Source organism: Fulverythrobacter ferritrahens (genome assembly GCF_020539485.1).
Lineage (GTDB): Bacteria > Pseudomonadota > Alphaproteobacteria > Sphingomonadales > Sphingomonadaceae > Andeanibacterium > Andeanibacterium ferritrahens.
In genome coordinates this window covers 1,609,494-1,630,868 of record NZ_JACDXU010000001.1, presented here as the reverse complement: position 1 = coordinate 1,630,868, position 21,375 = coordinate 1,609,494, and the positions used below count along the sequence as shown (strand labels likewise).

Genomic DNA, 21,375 nt, shown 5'->3' with positions numbered 1-21,375 from the left:
GTCAGTTCGTAAGCTGACAGCTTGCCAGCGCAATGCTGCGCTGCAATATCGCGGGCATGAGGATTGCCATCGTCGATGAGCGCGCAGCGCGTGCCTCGGTCATCGAGGAGGGCCTTCGTGAACTTGCGGGATGCGAGATTTTCGTTCTGGCCGAGCGCAAGGGGCTGCTCGCCCGGATCGAGGAAATCTCGCCTGACATCGTCCTGATCGATCTGGGCAACCCCTCGCGCGACGTGCTGGAGGAATATTTCGCCGTCAGCCGCGCGCTCGCCCGACCGATTGCGATGTTCGTGGATCAGGCCGACGATCAGGCGATCGGCGCTTCAATTGATGCGGGTGTTTCGGCCTATGTGGTGGACGGCCTGCATGCCAGCCGCATCCGGGCGGTGGTGGATCTCGCGGTGAAGCGCTTCAATGCCTTTGCGCGGCTGCAGGCGGATCTTGCCGAAGCCAAGGGCAAGCTGGCCGAGCGCGAGACGGTGGACCGTGCCAAGCGCATCCTCATGGACAGCAAGGGCATTACCGAACCCGAAGCCTATGCCGAGCTGCGCCGCAAGGCGATGCAATCGAGCCGGCGCATCGTGGACATTGCCGAAGCGGTGGTCACCGCGCATGAACTGATGGGGAAATGAGCGGGATGGGAGACGCGGAATGAGCGAAAAGCTGACCATCGGCTTCCTGCCGCTCGTCGATGCCTGCCTTCCGATCCTGGCGCAGGAACATGGCTTTGCGGAAGAGGAGGGGCTCTCGCTCGACTTCGTGCGCGATGTATCCTGGGCAACGGTGCTGGACCGCCTGCTCTATGGGCACAGCGATGCCGCGCATATGCTGGCGCCGCTCGCCATCGCGACTACTCTGGGCCGTAACCGTCCGCCCCAGCCCCTTTCAGCACCCTTTGTGCTGGGTTTGAACGGCAATGCCGTCACCCTGTCGAACGCGCTTGCGGCAAAGGTCGCGCCGACCGATTCCCTTGGCGATCCGCGGCTGGTCGGCGCGGCGCTGGCGCAGGAAGTGCGCGAGCTTGCGGCGCGAGGGGAGAAGCTCCGCTTCGGCGTGGTCCACCGTTATTCCAGCCATAGCTACATGCTGCGCTATTGGCTGGCAGCCTGTGGAATCCGGCCGGACCGGGATATCGAGATCGTCACTGTCCCGCCGCCTTTCGTGGCCGACGCGCTTGCTAGCGGGGAGGTCCATGGTGCCTGTGTGGGTGAGCCATGGAACAGCGTTTGCGTGGAGCGCGGCGTGGGCGCCATCGTGCTGGCCACGGCGCAGATCTGGCGGCGTGGCGTGGAAAAGGTCCTCGCCCTGCGCGAGCCGCTGCTGGAAGATCGCCGCCCAACCATCGAGGCACTGATCCGCGCGATGCGCAAGGCCGGCAGGCATTTTGTGGAGCCGGAGAACTGGCAGGACAATGCTGCAATTCTCGCCCGCGCCGAATATCTCGATGGCGATGCCGGGCTCATCATGCGTTCGATCTCTGACCGGCTGGTGCTGCGGCGCGGCGGGGAGCCGGTGCATTATTCCGATTTCATGTTCCAGTATCGTGAGGCGGCGAACTTCCCTTGGGTCAGTCAGGCGGAGTGGCTCTATTCGCAGATGCTCCGCTGGGATGGGCTGGCCTATTCGGCGCAGGATGCGCAGGCGGCCGCTCGGGTGTTTCGCCCGGATGTTTACCGCAGTGCACTGATGGGCACGGGCGACGTGCTTCCGGGGGCCAGTTCCAAGGTTGAAGGGAGCCTGCGCGGGCTGACTTCCGTGACTGCCCAGCAGGGGGCCATGGTATTATCGCAAAACAGTTTTTTCGATGGCGGAATCTTCGATCCCGACGATATTCCCGGCTATCTTGCGAAGCTGCTGTGACGGGCAATCGCATGCTGCATCGCAAAAAACGCTTTACGCCGCTCGGGCGAATCGGTTAGTCATCGCTTTGTCCGGACGGTCATCCGATGGGGGATTGTCCAACACAGGCCGGACGAAATTCAACATTGCGTGGCAACGTCGCCGCCCGATCCGCTCCCTCTACCGGAGTTGAATCGTGGCGGCTTTTTTGTGTTGTTCGCATAGCGACGGGTGGTGCGAATGGCAGGGTTCGAGGGAAGCAAGTTCAACCGTCGGGGCGTGATCGTGGCCTTGCTGGCCAGCGCGGCCCTGGCCGGCTGCGGATCGAGCGGGGGCAGCAAGAGCGGGGCCGATGTCGCCGCCGCACCGGGTGCCGCTGGCGCGGTGGAAAAGCCCGTCCTCAAGTTGGGCTTTATCAAGCTGACCGACATGGCCCCGCTGGCCATCGCCAAGGAAAAGGGCTTCTTCGCGGAAGAGGGGCTGAACGTTGCGCTGGAGCCGCAGGCGAACTGGAAAGTGCTGCTGGACGGAGTGATCGGCGGCCAGCTGGACGGGGCACATATGTTGGCAGGCCAGCCGATCGCCGCAACCATCGGTTATGGCACCAAGGCCGATCTGATCGTCCCGCTGAGCATGGATCTGAACGGCAATGCCATCACTCTGTCCAACAAGGTGTGGAACCAGATCAAGCCGACCCTGCCCAAGGGGGCGGACGGTAAGGTGGTCCATCCGATTTCGGCTGCCGCGCTAAAGCCGGTGGTCGATGGCCTCAAGAAGCAGGGCAAGTCCTTCACCATGGGCATGGTCTTCCCGGTCAGCACCCATAATTACGAGCTGCGATACTGGCTGGCGGCGGGCGGGCTCAATCCCGGCTTCTACACGCCGGGCGATGTGGGTGGCACGGTGGGGGCGGATGTGAAGCTCTCCGTCACGCCGCCGCCGCAGATGCCCGCCACGCTGGAGGCCGGAACCATCGAAGGCTATTGCGTGGGCGAGCCGTGGAACCAGGCCGCGGTGCAGAAGAAGATCGGCGTGCCGGTGATTACCGACGATCAGATCTGGCACGACAATCCGGAAAAGGTCTTCGGCCTGCGGAAGGATTTCGCCGACAAATATCCCGCCACCACTGCCGCCATGCTGCGAGCGATCATCAAGGCGCAGCAATGGCTGGACGCCGATGGCGGGGCGAACCGGGCGGAAGCGGTCAAGATCCTGTCCCAGCCCAATTATGTCGGCGCGGATGCCAAGGTGATTGCCGCCAGCATGACAGGTCAGTTCACTTTCGAGCCCGGCGACACTCGGCCGGCGCCCGGCTTCAACATCTTCTTCGGCAAGTTCGCGGGCTATCCCTTCTATTCGGACGCCGTCTGGTATCTCACCCAGATGCGCCGCTGGGGGCAGATCGATCAGGACAAGACCGATCAGTGGTATTTCGACACCGCCAAGGCCGTCTATCGCCCGGACATCTATCTGGCGGCGGCCAACTCGCTGGTCGAAAAGGGAGCGATCCCTGCGACCAGCGTCCCCAAGACCGATGGTTTCCGCGATCCGCAGAGCGGCTTCATCGACGGTATTACCTATGATGGCCGGGCCCCCAACGCATATCTCGCCAAGTTCAGCATCGGCCTGAAGCAAGGGCAGAAAGTCACGCCGGGCGGTGTCCGCTGAGGCGGTTTTCCGCGACGTTGCAGGATTCAGGAGCACGATATGGCAACCCTCTATGCCGATTTGGAAGAAACCGACGTGATGGAAGCAGGAGCAGGAGTATCGGAAGGCAACGCGCCCGGACTTGCCGCGGAACCGGTCGCTCCGCCCAGGCGGAGCGTAGTGCTGGCCCGGGTGGCGGAAATTGCGCAGGGTCTTGTCTGGCCGCTGATCGGCATCGCGGCCTTCCTTGGCCTGTGGGCCGCTTTGGCTCCGCAGGTCCAGACCTCGCTCGGATCGCTTCCCGGCCCGCTGGAAGTCGCGGAGCAGGGTGTTTCGCTTTATGAGGAATGGAGCGCGGCCAAGACTGCGGAGGCGGAATTCTACGCCGGGCAGGAGGCGCGCAATGCCGCAGCACTGGCGGGTGGCAATCCCGGCGCAGTGCAGGAATTCGAATTTGCGGGGCCGCCCACTTTCCCCGATCAGGTGCTGACCTCGCTGGAAACAGTGGCGCTGGGTTTCCTGCTTGCCACACTCGTCGCAGTGCCTGTCGGGCTTGTCTGCGGGCTGTCGAAGCGAGTGAATGCGGCGATCAATCCTCTGGTGCAGATCATGAAGCCGGTCAGCCCGCTGGCCTGGCTGCCTATCGTCACCATGGTGATTTCAGCCATGATCACCAGCCCTGACCCGGCCTTGCCCAAGGCCTTCGTTATTTCGGCGCTGGTGGTAATGCTGTGCTCGCTCTGGCCGACGCTTATCAACACAGCCATCGGCACTGCCACCATCGACAAGGATTTGCTGAACGTCGGCCGCGTGCTGCGGCTGGGCTGGTTCGCCCGGCTAACCCGCCTCATCCTTCCCAGCGCCTTGCCTTATATCTTCACCGGCATGCGCCTGTCTTTGGGAGTGGGCTGGATGGTGCTGATCGCGGCGGAAATGCTCGCGCAGAACCCTGGCCTCGGGAAGTTCGTGTGGGACGAATTCCAGAATGGCAGCTCGCAGAGCCTCGCACGGATCATGTTCGCGGTGATCGTGATCGGCTTCATCGGCTTCGGGTTGGACCGGGTCATGATGGCGCTCCAGTCGCTCGCCAATCGTAACCACGCGGCCTGAGGGAGGGGCGGATGACCATGCAACCGATCCTGTCACTCAAAGGTGTCTCCAAGAGCTACACCGGCAAATCCGGCAGCGTAAGCGAAGTGCTGGGCGGAGTGGATCTGGAGGTTGCCGAGGGCGAATTCGTTGCCATCCTGGGTTTCTCGGGCGCTGGAAAGACGACGCTGATCTCGGCGGTGGCGGGCCTGCTTGAACCCGATGCGGGGGAGATACTGCTCCGTGGCAAGCCCATCGACGGCCCGGACAGGGACAGGGGGCTGGTGTTCCAGTCCTACTCCCTGTTCCCCTGGCTGACGGTGGAGGCCAATGTCGCCCTGGCGGTGGACGCCGTCCACAAGGACAGGAGCAAGGCCGAGCGCGCCGCGCTTGTCAGGCAAAAGATCGAATTGGTGGGCCTCGACCACGCGAGAGAGCGAAAGCCTGCCCAGCTTTCCGGCGGTATGCGACAGCGCGTGGCAGTGGCACGGGCCTTGGCGATGGAGCCCCAAATCCTCCTGCTGGACGAACCTCTGTCCGCGCTCGACGCGCTGACCCGTGCGAAATTGCAGGATGAAATCGAACGTATCCGCAAAGAGGAAAAGCGCACGATCATCCTCGTCACCAACGATGTGGACGAGGCATTGTTGCTGGCCGACCGGGTGGCGGTGCTCACGCCGGCACCGGCAGCTCGCATCGGCCGGACCTTCGACATCGCCATTCCCCGCCCGCGTGAGCGTGAAGCGATGAATGACGATGTGGCATTTCAGCGCCTGCGCAAGGAAATCGTCGGCTATCTGGGTGGATTGAACGTCGCCGCTTCCGGCGAGGAGCAGAGCACCATCGCTTTACCCAACGTCACGCCGCTGGATCTGGCCCCTCCGCCGCATGCCTATCGCGATGCAGCGCGCAGCGCGGTGGAGAGCCGCTATCTCGAGTTCTACAAGCTGCGGAAGGCCTATCCCACGCCGAAGGGTGAATTGACCGTGGTGAAAGACTTCAACCTGCTGATGGACCGGGGCGAGTTCATTTCGCTGATCGGCCATTCGGGTTGCGGCAAATCCACGGTGCTGACCATGGCGGCCGGGCTCAATCCGATCAGCGGGGGCGGAATCGTGCTCGACAATCGGGAAATCGACATCGCCGGTCCTGACAAGGCCGTGGTGTTCCAGGCACCCAGTCTGATGCCTTGGCTTACCGCGCGGCAGAACGTGGCGCTGGGGGTGGAGCGGGTCTATCCCCATGCCGCCCGCGCCGAAAGGAGGGCCATCGTGGATTACTACCTCGACCGGGTGGGTCTTGGCGACGCCAAGGAGAAGCTGGCGGCGGAGATGTCCAACGGGATGCGCCAGCGCGTGGGCATCGCGCGTGCCTTTGCCCTCAGTCCGCGCCTGCTGCTGCTCGACGAGCCCTTTGGCATGCTCGACAGCCTCACTCGCTGGGATCTTCAGGATGTGCTGGTGGAAGTGTGGAACCGCACCAAGGTGACCGCGATCATGGTGACGCATGACGTGGACGAGGCGATCCTGCTGGCCGACCGGGTGGTGATGATGACCAACGGCCCCAATGCCACGATCGGCAAGGTGCTGAAGGTGGATCTGCCACGCCCGCGTGACCGCAAGGCGCTGCTGGAAGATCCGAAATTCTATCAATACCGACAGGAAGTGCTGCATTTCCTGGCCGAATATGATCACGGGCCAGCCGCAAGGGCAGCCTGATACGCATCGGGAGAGAAGGGAACCGGCAAAGGCGCCGGTTGCCCATTGCATTCGGTTTCCGGGCAGGCCGCGGATGGTTCCGCGTGATCCCGGCGGGCAACGGCGCTCGCCTCTCAAGCCGGCCTGATGGGCCGCACAGGGAGGTATAGATGCGCTTCAAATTCCTTTCCCTCGCCGCTATTTCCACCATTGCTTTCGCCGCACCCGCATGGGCCGCGCCGGGCGATCCGGTCGCGCTTGGAGACGGCGTCACCCTCGATCCCATTCTCGATGCCAATCTGCGCTATGAGCATGTCGACCAGGCCGGGGTCGCAAGGGATGCCGATGCCGTCACGATACGGCTCCGGCTGGGTGCCGAGCTGAAGGCTGGCGGCTTTTCCCTGCTGGCCGAAGGGGAGGGAACCGGGGCAATCTCGGATCACTACAACGACACGTTGCCGGGCAATGGGGTGGAACCTTATCCCATTGTTGCCGATCCGGAGAATATCGAACTCAATCGTCTGCAGGTCGCCTATGCAAAGGGTGGATACAGTCTCACCCTGGGCCGCCAGCGTATCGTGCAGGACAATGCGCGCTTCGTCGGCAATGTCGGGTGGCGCCAGAACGAACAAACTTTCGACGCGATGCGCGCGCAGGCTGCGCTGGGGCCGGTGAAGCTCGATGCCGCCTATGCCATTTCACAGCGCACCGTCTTCGGCACGGAAAGCCCGAACGAGCATTTCGACGGCGATCTGGTGCTGCTGAATGCGGCAGTTGGCCTCAAGCCCGTGACGCTGAGCGCCTTTGCCTATCTCATCGACTATGACACCCGCCTTGCCTTCAGCAGCCAGACCTATGGCCTGCGTGCTGCCGGAACGGTCAAGCTGGGTGGCGGCGTGGTTCTGGACCTTTCGGCAAGTTTTGCCACTCAGTCCGATTTCGGCGGAAATCCCATCCCTTATACGGCGGAATACCATGATCTTCAGGTCGGGCTTGGCCTGCGGGGCTTCAGCATCAAGGTGGCCTATGAGGAACTCGGCAGCGATGGCGGCGTGGCTTCGTTCCAGACGCCTTTGGCCACCCTGCATGCCTTTAGCGGCTGGGCGGATCTGTTCCTGACGACGCCAGCAGCGGGGCTGCGCGATTATTCCATCGGGGTGAGCTACAAATTCGCCGGGGTGACGGTGCTGCCCGGCCTTAATGCAGCCGTGACGTGGCACAGTTTCGAAAGCGATTTCGGGGGCGTGGATTACGGCAGCGAATGGGATGCTTCCGTGGGCTTCAGGCTGGGCAAAGTCGGGTTGCTCGCCAAATATGCCAGCTATCGCGCCGATGGCTTTGGCGCGGATACGGACAAATTGTGGCTGCAGGCATCGGTAGCCCTGTGATGATTGCTCCCGGCGTGATGCTGCACTGCAAAAAGTCTCTTGCCGGGAGGGGTTTTTGTGAGTTAGAAATTCCTTCGATCGGAATCGCGCCGCCCAAGGAAGGGCGATCCAGCGCAGCCGTGATGAATTCAACACAGCGTGGCAATGTCGCCGCCAGTCATGTCCTTCGGGATAGGCTTGGCGGCTTTTTTGCGTGCGCTTTTGGCCCCTTGCGGGCTGGAGGACAGGAAGAGTGAATGCACCGCAGAATTTCGACAGGGGAGGGCGCGAGCGGCTGGTCGTGATCGGCAATGGCATGGCCGGTTGCCGGGCCGTGGAGGAAATCCTCGCCCGCGATCCAGGCCGCTACGACATCACGATTTTCGGCGCCGAGCCGCGCGTCAATTACAACCGGATCATGCTCTCTCCCGTACTGGCGGGCGAAAAGCAGTTCGAGGATATCGTGATCAATCCGGCCGAATGGTATGCCGGAAGCGGCATCACCCTGATCTCCGGCGATCCGGTGGAACGGATCGACCGCAAGATGCAGTCCGTGATCGCGGCGTCAGGTCGCGTTGAACCCTATGACCGGCTGATCATCGCAACGGGTTCGGACCCTTTCATCATTCCGGTGCCGGGCAAGGATCTGCCGGGCGTCGTCACTTTCCGTGATCTGGACGATGTGAACAAGATGCTCGCCGCGGCGGATGCCGGGGGCGATGCGGTGGTGATCGGCGGTGGCCTGCTGGGGCTGGAGGCGGCGCATGGCCTCTCGCTTCGGGGCATGAAGGTCACCGTCGTTCACCTGATGCCCACACTGATGGAGCGCCAGCTGGACGAGGCGGCCGGATGGTTGCTGAAAGAAGAGCTGGAACGGCGCGGCCAGACCATTCTGACCGGAGCGGATACGGAAGCGATCCTCGAACGGGATGGGCATGTCGCGGGTGTCCGCCTGAAAGACGGGCGGGAAATCCCCGCTGATCTGGTGGTCATGGCTGTGGGCATCCGGCCTAGCACCCTGCTTGCCAAGGCGGCGGGAATAGAGGTCGAGCGCGGTATCGTGGTGGACGATCACATGGTGACCTCCGATCCCGCGATCCTGGCCGTGGGCGAATGCGTGCAGCATCGCGGCACCTGTTATGGCCTTGTTGCGCCCCTGTGGGAAATGTGCCGTGCACTGGCGGATTTCCTGTGCGAGAGCCCCACCGGCTATTCCGGATCGGTCACTTCCACCAAGCTCAAGGTCTCCGGGATCGACCTGTTCTCCGCTGGGGACTTCTCCGGAAGCGACGGGAGCGAGGACATCGTGATGCGCGATGCCGCGCGCGGAATCTACAAGCGCGTGGTGGTGCGGGACAATCGCGTGATCGGCGCGGTCCTCTATGGCGATACGGGCGAGGGCAGCTGGTATTTCGACCTGCTGAAGAAGGGCGAGGACATCTCCGATGTCCGCGAGGCGCTGATCTTCGGCCAGGCCTTTGCGATGGGGGGCGCCCTTGCGGACCCTAACACCGCCGTTGCCGCCCTTTCGGACGATGCCGAAATCTGCGGCTGCAACGGCGTATCCAAGGGGCAGGTGGTGGCCTGCATCGAAGGGGGGGCCCACAGTCTCGATGCGGTGCGCTCCACCTGCAAGGCTTCCGCCAGCTGCGGCAGCTGCACCGGGCTTGTCGAGAGCTTGCTGGCGCTGACGCTGGGATCGGAAGTGAAGTCCGGCCCGAAGACCATGTGCAAATGCACCAGCTTTACGCATGACGATGTCCGCCGCCTGATCCTTGAAAAACAGCTCAGGGCCATTCCGCAGGTAATGCAGGAGCTGCACTGGACCACGCCTGATGGCTGCGCATCCTGCCGCCCGGCGCTCAATTACTACCTGCTCTGCGCATGGCCGGGCGAATATGAGGACGATCAGAAGAGCCGTTTCGTCAATGAGAGGCTCCACGCCAACATCCAGAAGGACGGCACCTATTCGGTCGTCCCGCGCATGTGGGGCGGGCTGACCAATCCGAAGGAACTACGCGCGATTGCCGACGCGGCGGAGAAATATGGCGCGCGCACGGTGAAGGTCACCGGCGGCCAGCGGATCGATTTGTTCGGCATCCACAAGGAAGACCTGCCCGCCATCTGGGCCGATCTCAACGCGGCGGGGATGGTTTCCGGCCATGCCTATGGCAAGGCGCTGCGCACGGTGAAAACCTGCGTGGGCAGCGAATGGTGCCGCTTCGGCACGCAGGATTCCACCGGGCTGGGCGTGAAGATCGAGCACGCCACCTGGGGCAGCTGGATGCCGCACAAGTTCAAGATCGCCGTCAGCGGCTGCCCGCGCAATTGTGCCGAGGCGACCATCAAGGACTTCGGCGTGATCTGCGTCGATAGCGGTTATGAACTGCATGTCGGCGGCAATGGCGGCATTCATCTGCGCGGTACCGATCTGCTCTGCAAGGTCGAGACCGAGGAGCAGGCGATGGAGATGTGCGGCGCCTTCATCCAGCTCTATCGGGAGGAAGCGCATTACCTTGAACGGACCGCCCCGTGGATCGAGCGGGTTGGGATCGAGAGCCTCCGCCAGCGGCTGGCTGATGTGGAGGAAGTGCGCAAGCTCGCCGCCCGATTCCGCCTTTCCCAGAAATATTCGCAGCATGACCCATGGGCTGAGCGAGCGGGCGGCAAGCGCGCCGATCTTCACGCTCATATCGCCCAGGTCCGCCCTTTGCAGATGGAGCCCGCAGAATGATCGGTAAATGGCTGGATATCGGTCCGGTAACGCAGATCGAGCCGGGCACCGCCCGCACCCTGCCCGTGGAAGGGGGCGAGGAGATCGCGGTGTTCCGCACCATGAATGGCGATTGCTATGCTCTGGTGAACAAATGCCCGCACAAGCAGGGGCCGCTCAGCCAGGGTATTGTCCATGGCGCTGTGGTGACCTGCCCGCTCCACAATTGGAACATCTCCCTGATGACGGGCGAGGCGCTCGGGGATGACAAGGGCTGCGTGCCCACCATTCCGCTTAAAATGGACGGGGGACGGATATTCCTGCTGCGCGAAGCGGTGCTGGCCCGCCAAGCTGCACCGCAGGCGGCCTGAGGTCGATGGCTCCGATCCGCACCACTTGCCCCTATTGCGGCGTGGGCTGCGGTATCGCCGCCAGGCCGGGAGAGGGGAGGGCCGTGACAATCGCGGGCGATACGGATCATCCGGCCAATCGCGGTTCGCTCTGTTCCAAGGGAACCCATCTGGGCGAAACCGTGGGGCTGGAGGGGCGCCTGCTCCATCCGATGATCGGGGATCGGCGTGTGTCCTGGGATCGCGCGCTTGGCGAAGTGGCCGGGCGCATGAAGGCCGCGACTGAGGAATACGGACCGGATAGCGTCGCTTTCTACGTTTCGGGCCAGCTGCTGACCGAGGATTATTACGTCGCCAACAAGCTGATGAAGGGCTTCATTGGCAGCGCCAATATCGACACGAATTCGCGGCTTTGCATGGCCAGCGCCGTGGCGGCCCATAATCGCGCCTTCGGCGAAGATGTGGTGCCCTGTTCCTATGAGGATCTGGACGAGGCCGATCTGATCCTGCTCGTGGGATCGAATACGGCGTGGTGTCATCCGGTGATCTGGCAGCGCATCGAAAAGGCGCGGCAGCAACGTGGCACTAAGTTGGTCGTGATCGATCCGCGCCGCACGGAAACCGCCGAACGAGCGGATCTGCACATCGCGCTCGCTCCCGATGGGGATACGGCCCTGTTCAACGCTCTCCTGCTGGAAATGCGCAGGCGAGGCCAGCTGGATGAGACTTTTCTCGCCCGGAATTGCGATGTGCCGGAAGGCTTCTGGAACAATCTGCTCTGCTCTGCCGGGCAAGAGGGGGAAGTCGGTGGCATTTCCCCGTCAGCCTTCGCCCAACTGGCCGATCTGGTGGCCGCGCATCCCCGGATGGTCACACTGTTCAGCCAAGGGGCGAACCAGTCCATTGGCGGAACGGACAAGGGCAATGCCATCGTAAATCTCCATCTCGCGATGGGGCGTATCAATCGCACAGGCGCTGGGCCGTTCAGCATCACGGGCCAGCCCAATGCCATGGGCGGGCGCGAAGTGGGTGGGCTGGCCAATATGCTGGCCTGCCATCTGGGCTTTTCGGAGGGCGAGCGGGCCGATGTCGCGGATTTCTGGCAGGCGCCGAACCTTTGCGCGGTGCCGGGCCTGAAGGCGGTGGACCTGTTCCGCGCAGTGCATGAAGGGCGGATCAGGTTCCTGTGGGTGATGGCCACCAATCCGGCTGTATCCATGCCCGATGCCACCTTCGTGCGGGAGGCGCTGGTGCGGTGCCCCACCGTTGTCGTCTCCGATGCGATGGCCGATACGGATACCGGCCGCTTTGCCCATATCCGCCTGCCCGCCCTCGCCTGGGGCGAGAAGGACGGCACGGTCACCAATTCGGAGAGGCGGATCAGCCGCCAGCGCCCGATATTCCCCCCGCCGGGAGCGGCAAGGGCCGATTGGCGGATCATTTGCGACGTTGCCGCCCGGCTTGGCCATGGCCATGCCTTCGCCTTCGACAATCCGGCCGCGATCTTCGGAGAATATGCCGCGATGACGGCGCTGGCCGGAAAACATGGCAAGCTGCTGGACCTGACCGAGTGGGCCGATTGCGAGCCCCGGCAGTATGACGCGATGGAGCCATTCCAGTGGGGCGGGCGCCATCCCTTTGCGGAGGGTTTCCCCACGCCGGACGGCAAGGCGCGGCTGATTGAGGTGGCTCCGGTGGCGGAGCGGGCGCCGGACCGCCACTGGCCGCTGCGCCTCAATACCGGCCGCTATCGCGATCAATGGCACACCATGACTCGCACGGGGCTGAGCGCGACCTTGTCCCAGCATAGGCGCGAACCGCTGCTGGAAATCCATCCCGCCGATGCGGCGCGCCACGGGCTCACAGGCGGCAAACTGGCGCGGATCGTCACGCCCCATGGGCAGGCCATCTATCGTGTTGCAGTCACCGAGGGGCAGCAGCCGGGGCAGATTTTCGTGCCGATGCACTGGACTGACATTATGGGCAGCGCAGGACGCACCGGGCGGCTGGCGCAGGCCCTGCACGATCCCATCTCAGGCCAGCCGGGCTTCAAGGATACGCCTGCCCGTGTGGAGCCTGTGCAGCCGGCATGGCGGGCCTTCCTCATCTCGCGCGATCCGCTGCCTTGCGATGCGGCCTATTGGGTCCGCTCGCGTCTGCGGGGCGGCTGGCTTGCAGAACTGGCGGGGGAGGCCGGAGAGGGCACGGCCAAAATCGTCGACCTCCTGCCGCAGGGGCGATATGGCCACGTGGCCGACGCCGGGCGGGGAATGGAGCGCCATGTGGTGCTGGACCGGGATGGCACGCTGCTGGCGGCTCTGTTCGTCGCTCGCAATGGGGAGTTGCCGCCTCGGGAATGGCTGGCGGAGCAGTTGGGCAGGGCCGGGGCACAAATTGCGGAGCTGCTCGCTGGCCGCCCCGCCGTACCCCTGCCTGACCTCGGCCCGCTGGTCTGCATCTGTCACGATGTTGGAGAACAGCAGGTGCTGGCGGCGATCTCCCGTGGGGCGGGCGATGTGACGGAAGTAGGCCGATGCACTGCCGCGGGGACGAATTGTGGATCGTGCCGCCCGGCGATTGCCCGCCTGCTGGAAGAGGCTCGGGCCGCATTGAAGGAGGCCGCGCAATGAATGACTTTGAACCCGGCATGGTCTGGCTGGTCGGGGCAGGTCCAGGCGATCCGGACTTGCTGACCCGCAAGGCGGAGCGCCTGATCCGCGCGGCTGACGTGATTTTCCACGATGCGCTTGTGGGGCAGGGCATACTCCATTTGGCGCCTCGCCGCACCCGGCTGGTGAGCGTGGGCAAACGGTCCGGCCGCCATTCGAAGGACCAGAAGGCAATCGACGCGCTGATCGTGGAAGCGGCGCTTTCCGGGAAGCGAGTGGTCCGCCTGAAGGGCGGCGATCCGGCGATCTTCGCCCGCGCTGCGGAGGAGATGGCGGCCTGCCGGGCCCATGGCGTCGCCGTGCGCATCTGCCCCGGCGTAACAGCCGCCAGCGCGGCAGCGGCCGATCTGGGGGTTTCACTTACGCTACGGGGCATGGCTCGCCGTCTTACTTTCGTAACGGCCCATGTTCGCGCAGGGCAGGAGCCCGATCTGGACTGGCGCGCGCTGGCCGATCCTCAGGCGACACTGGCCATCTATATGGGAAAGGCAGCCGCCTCGGATGTCTCGGCTGGACTAATGGCAGCGGGCCTGCCGGGCGATACGCCCGTCGCATTGGCGGAAAGCGCCAGCCTGCCTGAAGGGCGCAACATCATGACCCGGCTGGATCTGCTGCCGCTGGCCGCGCGGGCTGGGCTGGGCGATGGCCCGGCTCTGATCCTTGTGGGCGCGGCGCTGAAGCCAGAGGTGCTAGCCAAACCTGCCCTCGCCAACCTCAGGGCTTTGCCGGTTTCAGCCAGCGATCGTACCAGTCTATATCGCTGCGCATCCGGTGGATGAGATAGCTCGGCACGGACAGGCCATGGTTCTCGCCCGGATAGACGATCAGCCGGGTTGGCACGCCATGGGCCTTCAATGCCAGATACATCTGCTGAGCCCCCGCGCAGGGCACATTGTCATCCTCGCCCGCGCATTGGAACAGAGTGGGGGCAGTGATCCGGCCGGATTCCAGGAAGGGGTAGGCCAGCTTGCGCCAGGTCTCGAAATTCTCCCATGGGGCGCCGAGTTCCAGCATATATTCGCGGGCATACATATCGACCCCGAAGGTCGCGAGCACATTGGCCACACCCGCTCCGGACACCGCCGCCCCGATCCGCTTGTCGCTGGCGATCATGTAATCGGTCAGGATGCCGCCATAGGACCATCCCCCCACCCCGATGCGTTCGGGATCGGCAATTCCCTGATCTATCGCATAGGTGATGCCGGCGCTGATGTCCTGAACGTCCAGATTGCCCCAATCGGCATAGATCGCCCGGGAAAAGTCGAAGCCACGTCCGGATGAGCCGCGCGGATTGATTTTCAGCACGACATAGCCTGCCGCATTCAGCAGCCGGGCATCGATGTCGAATTCATGGCTGTGCTGATAGACCGGTCCGCCATGCAGATCCACGATCACGGGATACGTCCGGGCCGGATCGTAATCCGGGGGCAGGATCATGAAGCCGTGAATCTCGGTATTCCCGCTCGTGAAGGAAATGTCGCGCGTTTCGCCCAACTTGCGTTCACTCAGCCATTTGTTGTGCTCTGTAAGCACACGCTCTGTCCCAATGGACACCAGTTCGGCCGGGCGCTCGCTGGTGCTGTCCAGCAGGGCGATCCTGCCATTGGGCGCCACCGCGAAATCATAGCCGAAACGGCTGCCCTGCGTGAGATAATCGATCTTTCCGCTGGCAGGATCGATCCGTGCCAGCAAGGTATCGCGGTCCTGCTCGATCAGCGAGAGAATCTGCCCGTCAGGGCTCCAGCGAGGGGAATAGAACCACCGGTCGATCCAGGCCGGATGAGTGACTTCGCCAGTAGTCAGATCGCCCACGGCCAGCTGAACCGAGCCATAATAGATCCACGTGTCCTCGCCCCCCTGCAGCCAGACGAGCTTCCGGGAATCCGGTGACCATGAGGGGCCCGATCCCCAGTCCGGATCATTGTCCGCGCCGGGGAAAGTGCTGATTTTCCTTGGCTCGCCGCCGTCGGGGGAGATGACGTAGATCTCGTAATTCAGTGTCCGGTCATCGGCATGATCCTTGGCAACATAGGCGATCAGGCTGCCATCGGGCGACCATGCCGGATGCCAGTGATCGCGCGCGCCGGTGGTGATGGCGCGCGCCTTTCCGCTCGCCAGATCGACCAGAAAAAGCTGCTGTGTGCGATCGTCCAGATAGCCGCGCCCGTCATATTTGAAGAAGAAGCGATCCACTTCAATCGGCGGCTGGGTGCCGGTCTTGCGGTCGACATTGCGCCCCTGTTCGGCCACCACTACAGCGCGGGTTCCGTCAGGCGAGAGTGTGTAATCGCTGATCCCGCCGGGAATGGCGGTGATCCGTCGTGCCTTGCGGCCTTTGCCGGGCATGGACCATAGCTGAACATCTTCCTCGCCATCAGGCCCAGCCGTGTCGCTCAGGAAGAACAGTGCCTTGCCGTCCAGGCCGAAACGGGGCTGCCATTCGCTGCTGTCGGGCGTCTTCGTCAGCTGGCGTGGTTCACCTCCCTGCCACGGTACTACCCACAGATCGCTGGTCTGCTGGTCCCGCTCCTGGTCGCTTCTGGTGACGGAATAGGCAATCCGCTCGCTGTCTGGGGAGAAGGCGGGCCCCGCGACATCGGCAAGGTTATAATAATCCTGCAGCGTAACAGGTACAGGTCCGGCAGCCCAAAGGCCTGTAGTTGAAAACGAGGATGTGAGCAGGGCCAGCGCCAGGCCCAGCGGAAACATCAGTTTCATCGATCAGAACACCGGCCCCAGCTTCATGGAAATCCCGGCATAGAGATACCGCCCCATGCCTGAGACCGGGTAGGAACTATATTCGAAGTCCGGCTTCGCATCGAAGATGTTCTGCATCCCGGCATAGAGGTCCACGCGATCGGCGAAATTGTAGCTGATCTGGAAATCATGCTCCCATTTCGCCTTGATCCTGAAATAGCGAGGATCGGCATAATCCGGATCGCCCGCCAGCACTTCGGAGGTGAAGCGATCCGTCTTGCTGAACCAGTTGATGCCGTAATTGATCGTGACCGGTTCCAGCGTCCAGGTGAGATCGAAGGTGGCAGAATATTCGGGCGCGTAGATCTCGCCCTTGTCGGAATCCACCGTGGCTCCGGGGCTTGAGACGAATTCCAGCCAGTCGAGATAATTGCCGGTCAGCGACAGGTCGATGGTGCCAAGTGCAACGGTGGGAAGGTGATAGCGCACCGCCAGATCCAGCCCCGCCGTACGGAATTGCGCGACATTGGCCGGTTTCACAGTGAAGCCAACAATGTATCCCGTGGCCGGATCGCGGGTAATCCCGCCGCAGAACTGGTTGTCTATAGTCGGCTGGTCCACGCAGAGCTGCGCCAGATCCTGAGCTTCCGCCGTGTTGATCGCATTTTCTATCTTGATGTCATACCAGTCGGCGGAAAGGCTGAAGCCCGGCATGAAAGTGGGACGCAGCACCACGCCTGCGGTCCACGTTTTGGCAGTTTCTTCCTGTAGATCCGGATTCCCGCTGGCGGTCCCTTCCGTATAGAGGCTGGCCTGCGGGGTGCTGGAGGGGCTGAAGGTGGAGGGATCGACCCCCAATCCGTTCAACAGCGCTGCGCAATTGGCCGCGCGATAGCTGGTGCCATTATTGGTTTCTTGCGTATCGCATGGGTCCACGATGAAGTTGAACGCCGTGCTGCCCGGGCCGAACAATTCCCCGATATTAGGCGCGCGTACTGCTTGCGAATAGGTCGCGCGGAAGGAGATGTCGGGGATCGGCGCATAGACGCTATCGACCTTCCAGGTCGTGGTGCTGCCGATCGTGCTGTAATCGGAATAGCGGAATGCGGAACCCAGTGAGAGCAGATGCGCCAGTGGCTTGCGTTCCAGCAGCGGCAGGTTGATCTCCCCGAACAGTTCCTTCACGTCGAAACTGCCCCTTTCGGCCTGTACGGCCCCCTGCCAGGTGAGCCCATCGGCGATGAGCGGATCTGGATCGAAGCTGCTGCTTTCCTTGCGATATTCCGCGCCGAAGGCGAAACCCGCCGGCCCGCCGGGCAGGTTCAGGAATGCGCCGGTATCGCCCGAGACAGAGCCTGAGACGACATGCTGCGTCACCTTGGAACGGCTGAGGCTGTCCGTTGTGACGAAGTCCACCGCTGCCTGATCGCGCACGCCATAGCCGAAGATGTTGTAGGGTACGCAGCCCTTCAGCTCGGCCGACGCTTCGGGATCGAGGCTGGAACGGCAAACCGGCTTGTGCGTGACAGGATCTTCAACCGCGTCGACCGCCGCAAGCCACTGGGCTTCCAGCCGGTTTCCGCGAGACAGGATGCGCCCGCTGGTTTCGCCATAAACATAGGAGATTTCGTAGGTCGCATGCGGGCTGATCCGGCCCTTGGCCCCCACAACTGCGCGCCAGGTCTCGCGGGTGACCTGCTCCGTATTGATGCCCAGATCGTAATTGTCGCGGGTTACCAGCACGCCGTCGGGCGTGTCCGGATCCTCGAACCATTCAGCCGCCGCGCCGGGCACGATCGCATCGCGGATGGATTGCGGCATGAAGGGATTTTCGGGAGTGATGAAGAGATAGAAATCATAGGTCGGCTGGGCGAGCGTTTCCGAACGGGTGCGGACATATTTGCCTTCCGCGAACAGGGTCAGGGCATCGCTGAATTCATATTGGGCCAGGGCATTCACCAGATGCCGTTCGAGCCCGGGGAACAGATCGCCCTGATAGCCATCGATGGGCGTGCTCGATCCGCCCTGAGTATAGCCGCCGGATTCCTCCAGCACGAAGCCGCGATCATATCGCTTGCCGTTGCCCTCGTAATCGGCGGCATAGTCAAAATCGACATCCACCGCGCCCATGGGGGCGCTATCGGCATAGCGTACGTCATTGTAGTAGATCAGGTCAGGCACGTTGGGGTCGTCCAGGAGGTCTGCCTGATTGCGGAACAGCCCGCCCGCCACCGGATTGCGCAAGAAGGGGCGGGCCTGATCGGAAACCCGCTGATCCTTGCTGTATTCATAAGCGACGGCGATATTGCCGCGCCCTTCGGAGAAGTTCTGCCCCACGGTAATGGCACCGAAGACATTGTCTCCATCGCCATATTTCGAAGTGCCGATCTGGCCGCGTGCGGTGATGCCCTCGAAATCGTGTTTCAGCCGGAAATTGACCACGCCGGACACGCCATCCGCGCCATAGATGGCTGACGCGCCGCCGGTGAGAACGTCCACCGCCTCGACAAGGTCGGTCGGGATTGCATTGATGTCCACTGCGGCAGACCCGGAAAGCGCGGCCACATGGCGCCGCCCGTCCACCAGCACCAGCGTGCGGTCCGTACCAAGATTGCGCAGATTGAGCAGGTCGAGCCCGGACTCGCCGAAATCCGGATTGGACCCAGCGGTGAGATTGCCGGTCACCGATCCAATAAGGGCGGGGCTCTGGACGAGCAGGTCCGCAAGATTGGTGCGCCCGGATTCCGTGATGGCATCGGCAGTGATAGTCGCCACTGGATTGGCGAAATCCAGTTCAGATCGAGCGACGCGGGTGCCGGTCACGATGATCGTATTGCCCTGGTCCTCCGCCTCATCCGAGGTATCGCCCGCCATCTGGGGCGGAGCGAGGGGTGGTGCTGCCTCCTGGGCTATTGCTGGAACGGAAAGGCAGGCACTGGCCAGCAGCGCCGCGCGGAGCAGCACGGGTTTCATTTCGCAATCCCCCTTCTGAACCGCAGGCCCAAGAAGACTCCAGCCCCAAGGAGCGCGGCCAATGACGGGAGCATGTAGTTGCACCCGATATTAGTCAACTGCCAAGCGGCTTGGGCAATTGGGCATTCTCACAGTGATCTGTCCGCCCTTCGCCCTCGCGCTTTGTGTCGGGAGCGCTTTCCCAGTTCTATCAGACGATTATTCTTGCGAGTGATTTGCGATAGCGATAATCGAGCGCGGTGACCCGTACTGATTCTGATCCATCCAGCCAGATGCTTGCCGCCAGCCGCAGTCGCGGTTTCTGGCTGCGTCAGGTGCATCGCTGGCACTGGATCAGCTCAGGCCTGTGTCTTGCCGGGATGCTGTTGTTCGCCATCACCGGGATAACGCTCAACCATGCGGGCGATATTGCCGGGGAGCCCGTCACTCGGGAGCAGGCCGTCACGATGAACGGCGCCCCGCTTCAGGCCCTGCAGCGCCCGGTGGAAGAAGGGGCGAAGCGGCCGCTTCCGCCCAGCGCGCGGCACTGGCTGGAACAGAAGCTGGAAATCTCGCTGGCGGATGTGGTGGCCGAATGGTCCGAATATGAAGTGTTCGTGCCCATGCCGCGCCCCGGTGGGGATGCAACGCTGACGATCGACCGCGAAACGGGCGAGGCCCGTTACGAAACGGTCGATCATGGCTGGATTTCCTATTTCAACGATCTCCACAAGGGCCGCCATACCGGCCTTGCCTGGTCCTGGTTCATCGACATTTTCGCCGTTGCCTGCCTGGTTTTCTCCATCACCGGCCTAGTCTTGCTGCAGCTTCATGCTCGCACGCGGCCGTCCACCTGGCCAGTGGTGGGCTTCGGCCTGCTGCTGCCGCTGATCCTCATGCTCCTTTTCGTACACAGGTGAGAGACATGTCCCCGATTGCCTATCGTATCATCTTCACCGGCGCCGCTGCCGCAGGCCTTTCGGCTCCTGCCGCTGCGGGCACCGTCGAACTGACGGTCGCCATTCCGCAGCTCAAGGTTGCCGAATATCACCGGCCTTATGTAGCGATCTGGCTGGAGCAGGTTGGTCAGCCCAATATCCGTACTCTTGCGGTGTGGTATGACTACGACAATCGCGAAAATGCCGGAACCAAGTGGCTGCGCGACCTGCGGACCTGGTGGCGCAAAGGCGGCCGTAACGCTGCCAAGCCCGCCGATGCCGTGACGGGAGCAACCCGCGCGCCGGGCGTGCAGAAGGTCCGGCTCGATGTCGGCGCTCTTAAGCCTGGCAACTATGCGCTGGTGGTGGAAGCTGCCCGCGAGGAAGGCGGGCGCGAACAGGTGACCTTGCCTTTCAACTGGAACGGCAAGAGCGCGACTGCCTCTGCCAGCGGCCGCACCGAACTCGGCGCGGTCAAGGCCGTAATCAAGCCCTGAATTCGGAGAGATAGCCATGAACCGCAAGATACTTCTCGCCGCCGCGGCATTCCTGATCGCCGCTCCGCTTCAGGCGCATAATGTCTGGATCAAGCCTTCAACCACGACGGTGGCTGGAGAGAGCGGCTGGGTGACGTTCGACGTTGCCGCCTCCACCGATGTCTACAATGCCGATCACCGCCCGATGGGGCTGAACATGATCAAGGCAATCGCGCCCGATGGCAGCGAGGCCCGGATCGAGAATGGATCGACCGGCCAGTTGCGCAGCACCTTCGATCTGCATCTGACCCAGCAGGGCACCTGGCGTATCGGCACCGAAAGCGCAGGGGTGACGGGGAGCTACAAACTCGACGGGCAGGAATATCGCGTGGGCGGCCGTGGCGGCCCGCCTCCCGGAGCGCAGGGCGGCCCCGGTGCTGCTCCGGGCGGCGCTGCGCGGCCGAGCGGACCCACGCCTAGCGGACCCGTGGTGGTTCCCGGCGGGGCGGATTTCTCCCCTCCCGAAGGCGCGACGGATGTGAAGCTGACGCTTACCAGCAATCGCAATTTCGTGTTCGTCACGCTGGGCATGCCGAGCGAAATCCGTCTTTCCGGCAGTGGTCTGGAACTGGAGCCGGTGACGCATCCGGCGGATCTGATTGCGGGAGAGCCGGCGACTTTCCGTTTTCTGGTCGATGGAAAGCCGGCCGCCGGTATCGAGGTTGAGGCAACGCCCGATGGCCGCCGCTTCCGCGACGAACAGGGTACGATTACCGCCACCACCGATGCCAATGGCGAGGCGAGTTTGGACTGGCCGGCGGCAGGCCTCTATTGGGTCCACGCCTCGTTCAGCGACGAAACCTCGCCCCGCCCGGGCATCACCGGTCGCCGCTTCCAATATACCGCCAATGTAGAGGTGATGGCCCCCTGACCTGAAGGGC

Annotated in this window: 15 protein-coding genes; 13 read left to right on the top strand and 2 right to left on the bottom strand. The window is 63.1% G+C overall.

Features of this window, described 5'->3' with window-relative positions; genetic code table 11:
* The first annotated feature begins 56 nt into the window (after positions 1-56).
* The 10 genes from H0274_RS07740 (at position 57) to cobA (ending at position 14,150) form a co-directional block, all read left to right on the top strand.
* Entirely contained in the window at positions 57-632 is a 576-nt protein-coding gene (locus tag H0274_RS07740; protein ID WP_226794343.1) for an ANTAR domain-containing response regulator, read from the top strand.
* Positions 633-651: 19 nt separating this feature from the next.
* Positions 652-1,860 carry an ABC transporter substrate-binding protein gene (locus tag H0274_RS07735; protein ID WP_226794342.1) on the top strand — a complete coding sequence of 403 codons (1,209 nt, stop codon included), beginning with the start codon at positions 652-654 and terminating at the stop codon, positions 1,858-1,860.
* 219 nt (positions 1,861-2,079) lie between these two features.
* On the top strand, positions 2,080-3,507 hold the full coding sequence (locus H0274_RS07730; RefSeq protein WP_226794341.1) for a CmpA/NrtA family ABC transporter substrate-binding protein: 1,428 nt from the start codon (positions 2,080-2,082) through the stop codon (positions 3,505-3,507).
* Positions 3,508-3,546: 39 nt separating this feature from the next.
* Entirely contained in the window at positions 3,547-4,596 is a 1,050-nt protein-coding gene (locus H0274_RS07725) for an ABC transporter permease (protein WP_226794339.1), read from the top strand.
* Positions 4,597-4,607: 11 nt separating this feature from the next.
* The gene (locus tag H0274_RS07720; RefSeq protein WP_226794337.1) at positions 4,608-6,293 is read left to right on the top strand and encodes an ABC transporter ATP-binding protein; all 1,686 of its coding nucleotides are present in this window, start codon (positions 4,608-4,610) and stop codon (positions 6,291-6,293) included.
* Positions 6,294-6,442: 149 nt separating this feature from the next.
* The gene (locus H0274_RS07715) at positions 6,443-7,660 is read left to right on the top strand and encodes an alginate export family protein (RefSeq protein WP_226794336.1); all 1,218 of its coding nucleotides are present in this window, start codon (positions 6,443-6,445) and stop codon (positions 7,658-7,660) included.
* Positions 7,661-7,892: 232 nt separating this feature from the next.
* Positions 7,893-10,373 (top strand): nitrite reductase large subunit NirB, encoded by a 2,481-nt coding sequence (nirB, locus tag H0274_RS07710; protein ID WP_226794334.1) that lies wholly within the window; start codon positions 7,893-7,895, stop codon positions 10,371-10,373.
* A complete protein-coding gene (gene nirD, locus H0274_RS07705; RefSeq protein ID WP_226794332.1) occupies positions 10,370-10,723 on the top strand; it encodes a nitrite reductase small subunit NirD in 354 nt (117 codons plus the stop codon). Before nirB ends, nirD begins: the two co-directional genes overlap by 4 nt.
* Before the next feature lie 5 nt (positions 10,724-10,728).
* Positions 10,729-13,332 carry a nitrate reductase gene (locus tag H0274_RS07700; protein ID WP_226794331.1) on the top strand — a complete coding sequence of 868 codons (2,604 nt, stop codon included), beginning with the start codon at positions 10,729-10,731 and terminating at the stop codon, positions 13,330-13,332.
* Positions 13,329-14,150, top strand: coding sequence for a uroporphyrinogen-III C-methyltransferase (cobA, locus tag H0274_RS07695; protein WP_226794330.1), 822 nt, complete (start codon positions 13,329-13,331; stop codon positions 14,148-14,150). The genes H0274_RS07700 and cobA overlap by 4 nt, the downstream gene beginning before the upstream one ends.
* Here cobA and H0274_RS07690 read toward each other — a convergent pair.
* Together H0274_RS07690 and H0274_RS07685 are read right to left on the bottom strand one after the other, a co-directional pair.
* On the bottom strand, positions 14,086-16,089 hold the full coding sequence (locus H0274_RS07690) for a S9 family peptidase (protein WP_226794328.1): 2,004 nt from the start codon (positions 16,087-16,089) through the stop codon (positions 14,086-14,088). The two genes, cobA and H0274_RS07690, sit on opposite strands and share 65 nt — an antisense overlap.
* 3 nt (positions 16,090-16,092) lie before the next feature.
* A complete protein-coding gene (locus H0274_RS07685) occupies positions 16,093-19,041 on the bottom strand; it encodes a TonB-dependent receptor domain-containing protein (RefSeq protein ID WP_226794326.1) in 2,949 nt (982 codons plus the stop codon).
* A 272-nt stretch (positions 19,042-19,313) separates the two neighbouring features.
* On the opposite strand from H0274_RS07685, the gene H0274_RS07680 reads away from it, so the two are divergent.
* Genes H0274_RS07680 through H0274_RS07670 form a run of 3 tightly spaced genes read left to right on the top strand, consistent with a single transcriptional unit; the run spans position 19,314 to position 21,365 of the window.
* Entirely contained in the window at positions 19,314-19,940 is a 627-nt protein-coding gene (locus H0274_RS07680; RefSeq protein WP_226794471.1) for a PepSY-associated TM helix domain-containing protein, read from the top strand.
* 5 nt (positions 19,941-19,945) lie between these two features.
* On the top strand, positions 19,946-20,455 hold the full coding sequence (locus H0274_RS07675) for a DUF2271 domain-containing protein (RefSeq protein WP_226794325.1): 510 nt from the start codon (positions 19,946-19,948) through the stop codon (positions 20,453-20,455).
* A gap of 16 nt (positions 20,456-20,471) precedes the next feature.
* Positions 20,472-21,365: a DUF4198 domain-containing protein gene (locus H0274_RS07670; protein ID WP_226794324.1), complete on the top strand. Its 894-nt coding sequence runs from the start codon at positions 20,472-20,474 to the stop codon at positions 21,363-21,365.
* The last annotated feature ends 10 nt before the right edge of the window (positions 21,366-21,375 follow it).

Coding starts and splice junctions, on each gene's coding strand:
- H0274_RS07700 (WP_226794331.1), top strand. CDS start 10,729: ATGGCTCCGATCCGCACCACTTGCCCCTATTGCGGCGTGGGCTGCGGT.
- nirD (WP_226794332.1), top strand. CDS start 10,370: ATGATCGGTAAATGGCTGGATATCGGTCCGGTAACGCAGATCGAGCCG.
- H0274_RS07725 (WP_226794339.1), top strand. CDS start 3,547: ATGGCAACCCTCTATGCCGATTTGGAAGAAACCGACGTGATGGAAGCA.
- H0274_RS07740 (WP_226794343.1), top strand. CDS start 57: ATGAGGATTGCCATCGTCGATGAGCGCGCAGCGCGTGCCTCGGTCATC.
- H0274_RS07690 (WP_226794328.1), bottom strand. CDS start 16,089: ATGAAACTGATGTTTCCGCTGGGCCTGGCGCTGGCCCTGCTCACATCC.
- H0274_RS07715 (WP_226794336.1), top strand. CDS start 6,443: ATGCGCTTCAAATTCCTTTCCCTCGCCGCTATTTCCACCATTGCTTTC.
- H0274_RS07685 (WP_226794326.1), bottom strand. CDS start 19,041: ATGAAACCCGTGCTGCTCCGCGCGGCGCTGCTGGCCAGTGCCTGCCTT.
- H0274_RS07680 (WP_226794471.1), top strand. CDS start 19,314: ATGCTTGCCGCCAGCCGCAGTCGCGGTTTCTGGCTGCGTCAGGTGCAT.
- H0274_RS07735 (WP_226794342.1), top strand. CDS start 652: ATGAGCGAAAAGCTGACCATCGGCTTCCTGCCGCTCGTCGATGCCTGC.
- H0274_RS07670 (WP_226794324.1), top strand. CDS start 20,472: ATGAACCGCAAGATACTTCTCGCCGCCGCGGCATTCCTGATCGCCGCT.
- H0274_RS07720 (WP_226794337.1), top strand. CDS start 4,608: ATGACCATGCAACCGATCCTGTCACTCAAAGGTGTCTCCAAGAGCTAC.
- H0274_RS07675 (WP_226794325.1), top strand. CDS start 19,946: ATGTCCCCGATTGCCTATCGTATCATCTTCACCGGCGCCGCTGCCGCA.
- cobA (WP_226794330.1), top strand. CDS start 13,329: ATGAATGACTTTGAACCCGGCATGGTCTGGCTGGTCGGGGCAGGTCCA.
- H0274_RS07730 (WP_226794341.1), top strand. CDS start 2,080: ATGGCAGGGTTCGAGGGAAGCAAGTTCAACCGTCGGGGCGTGATCGTG.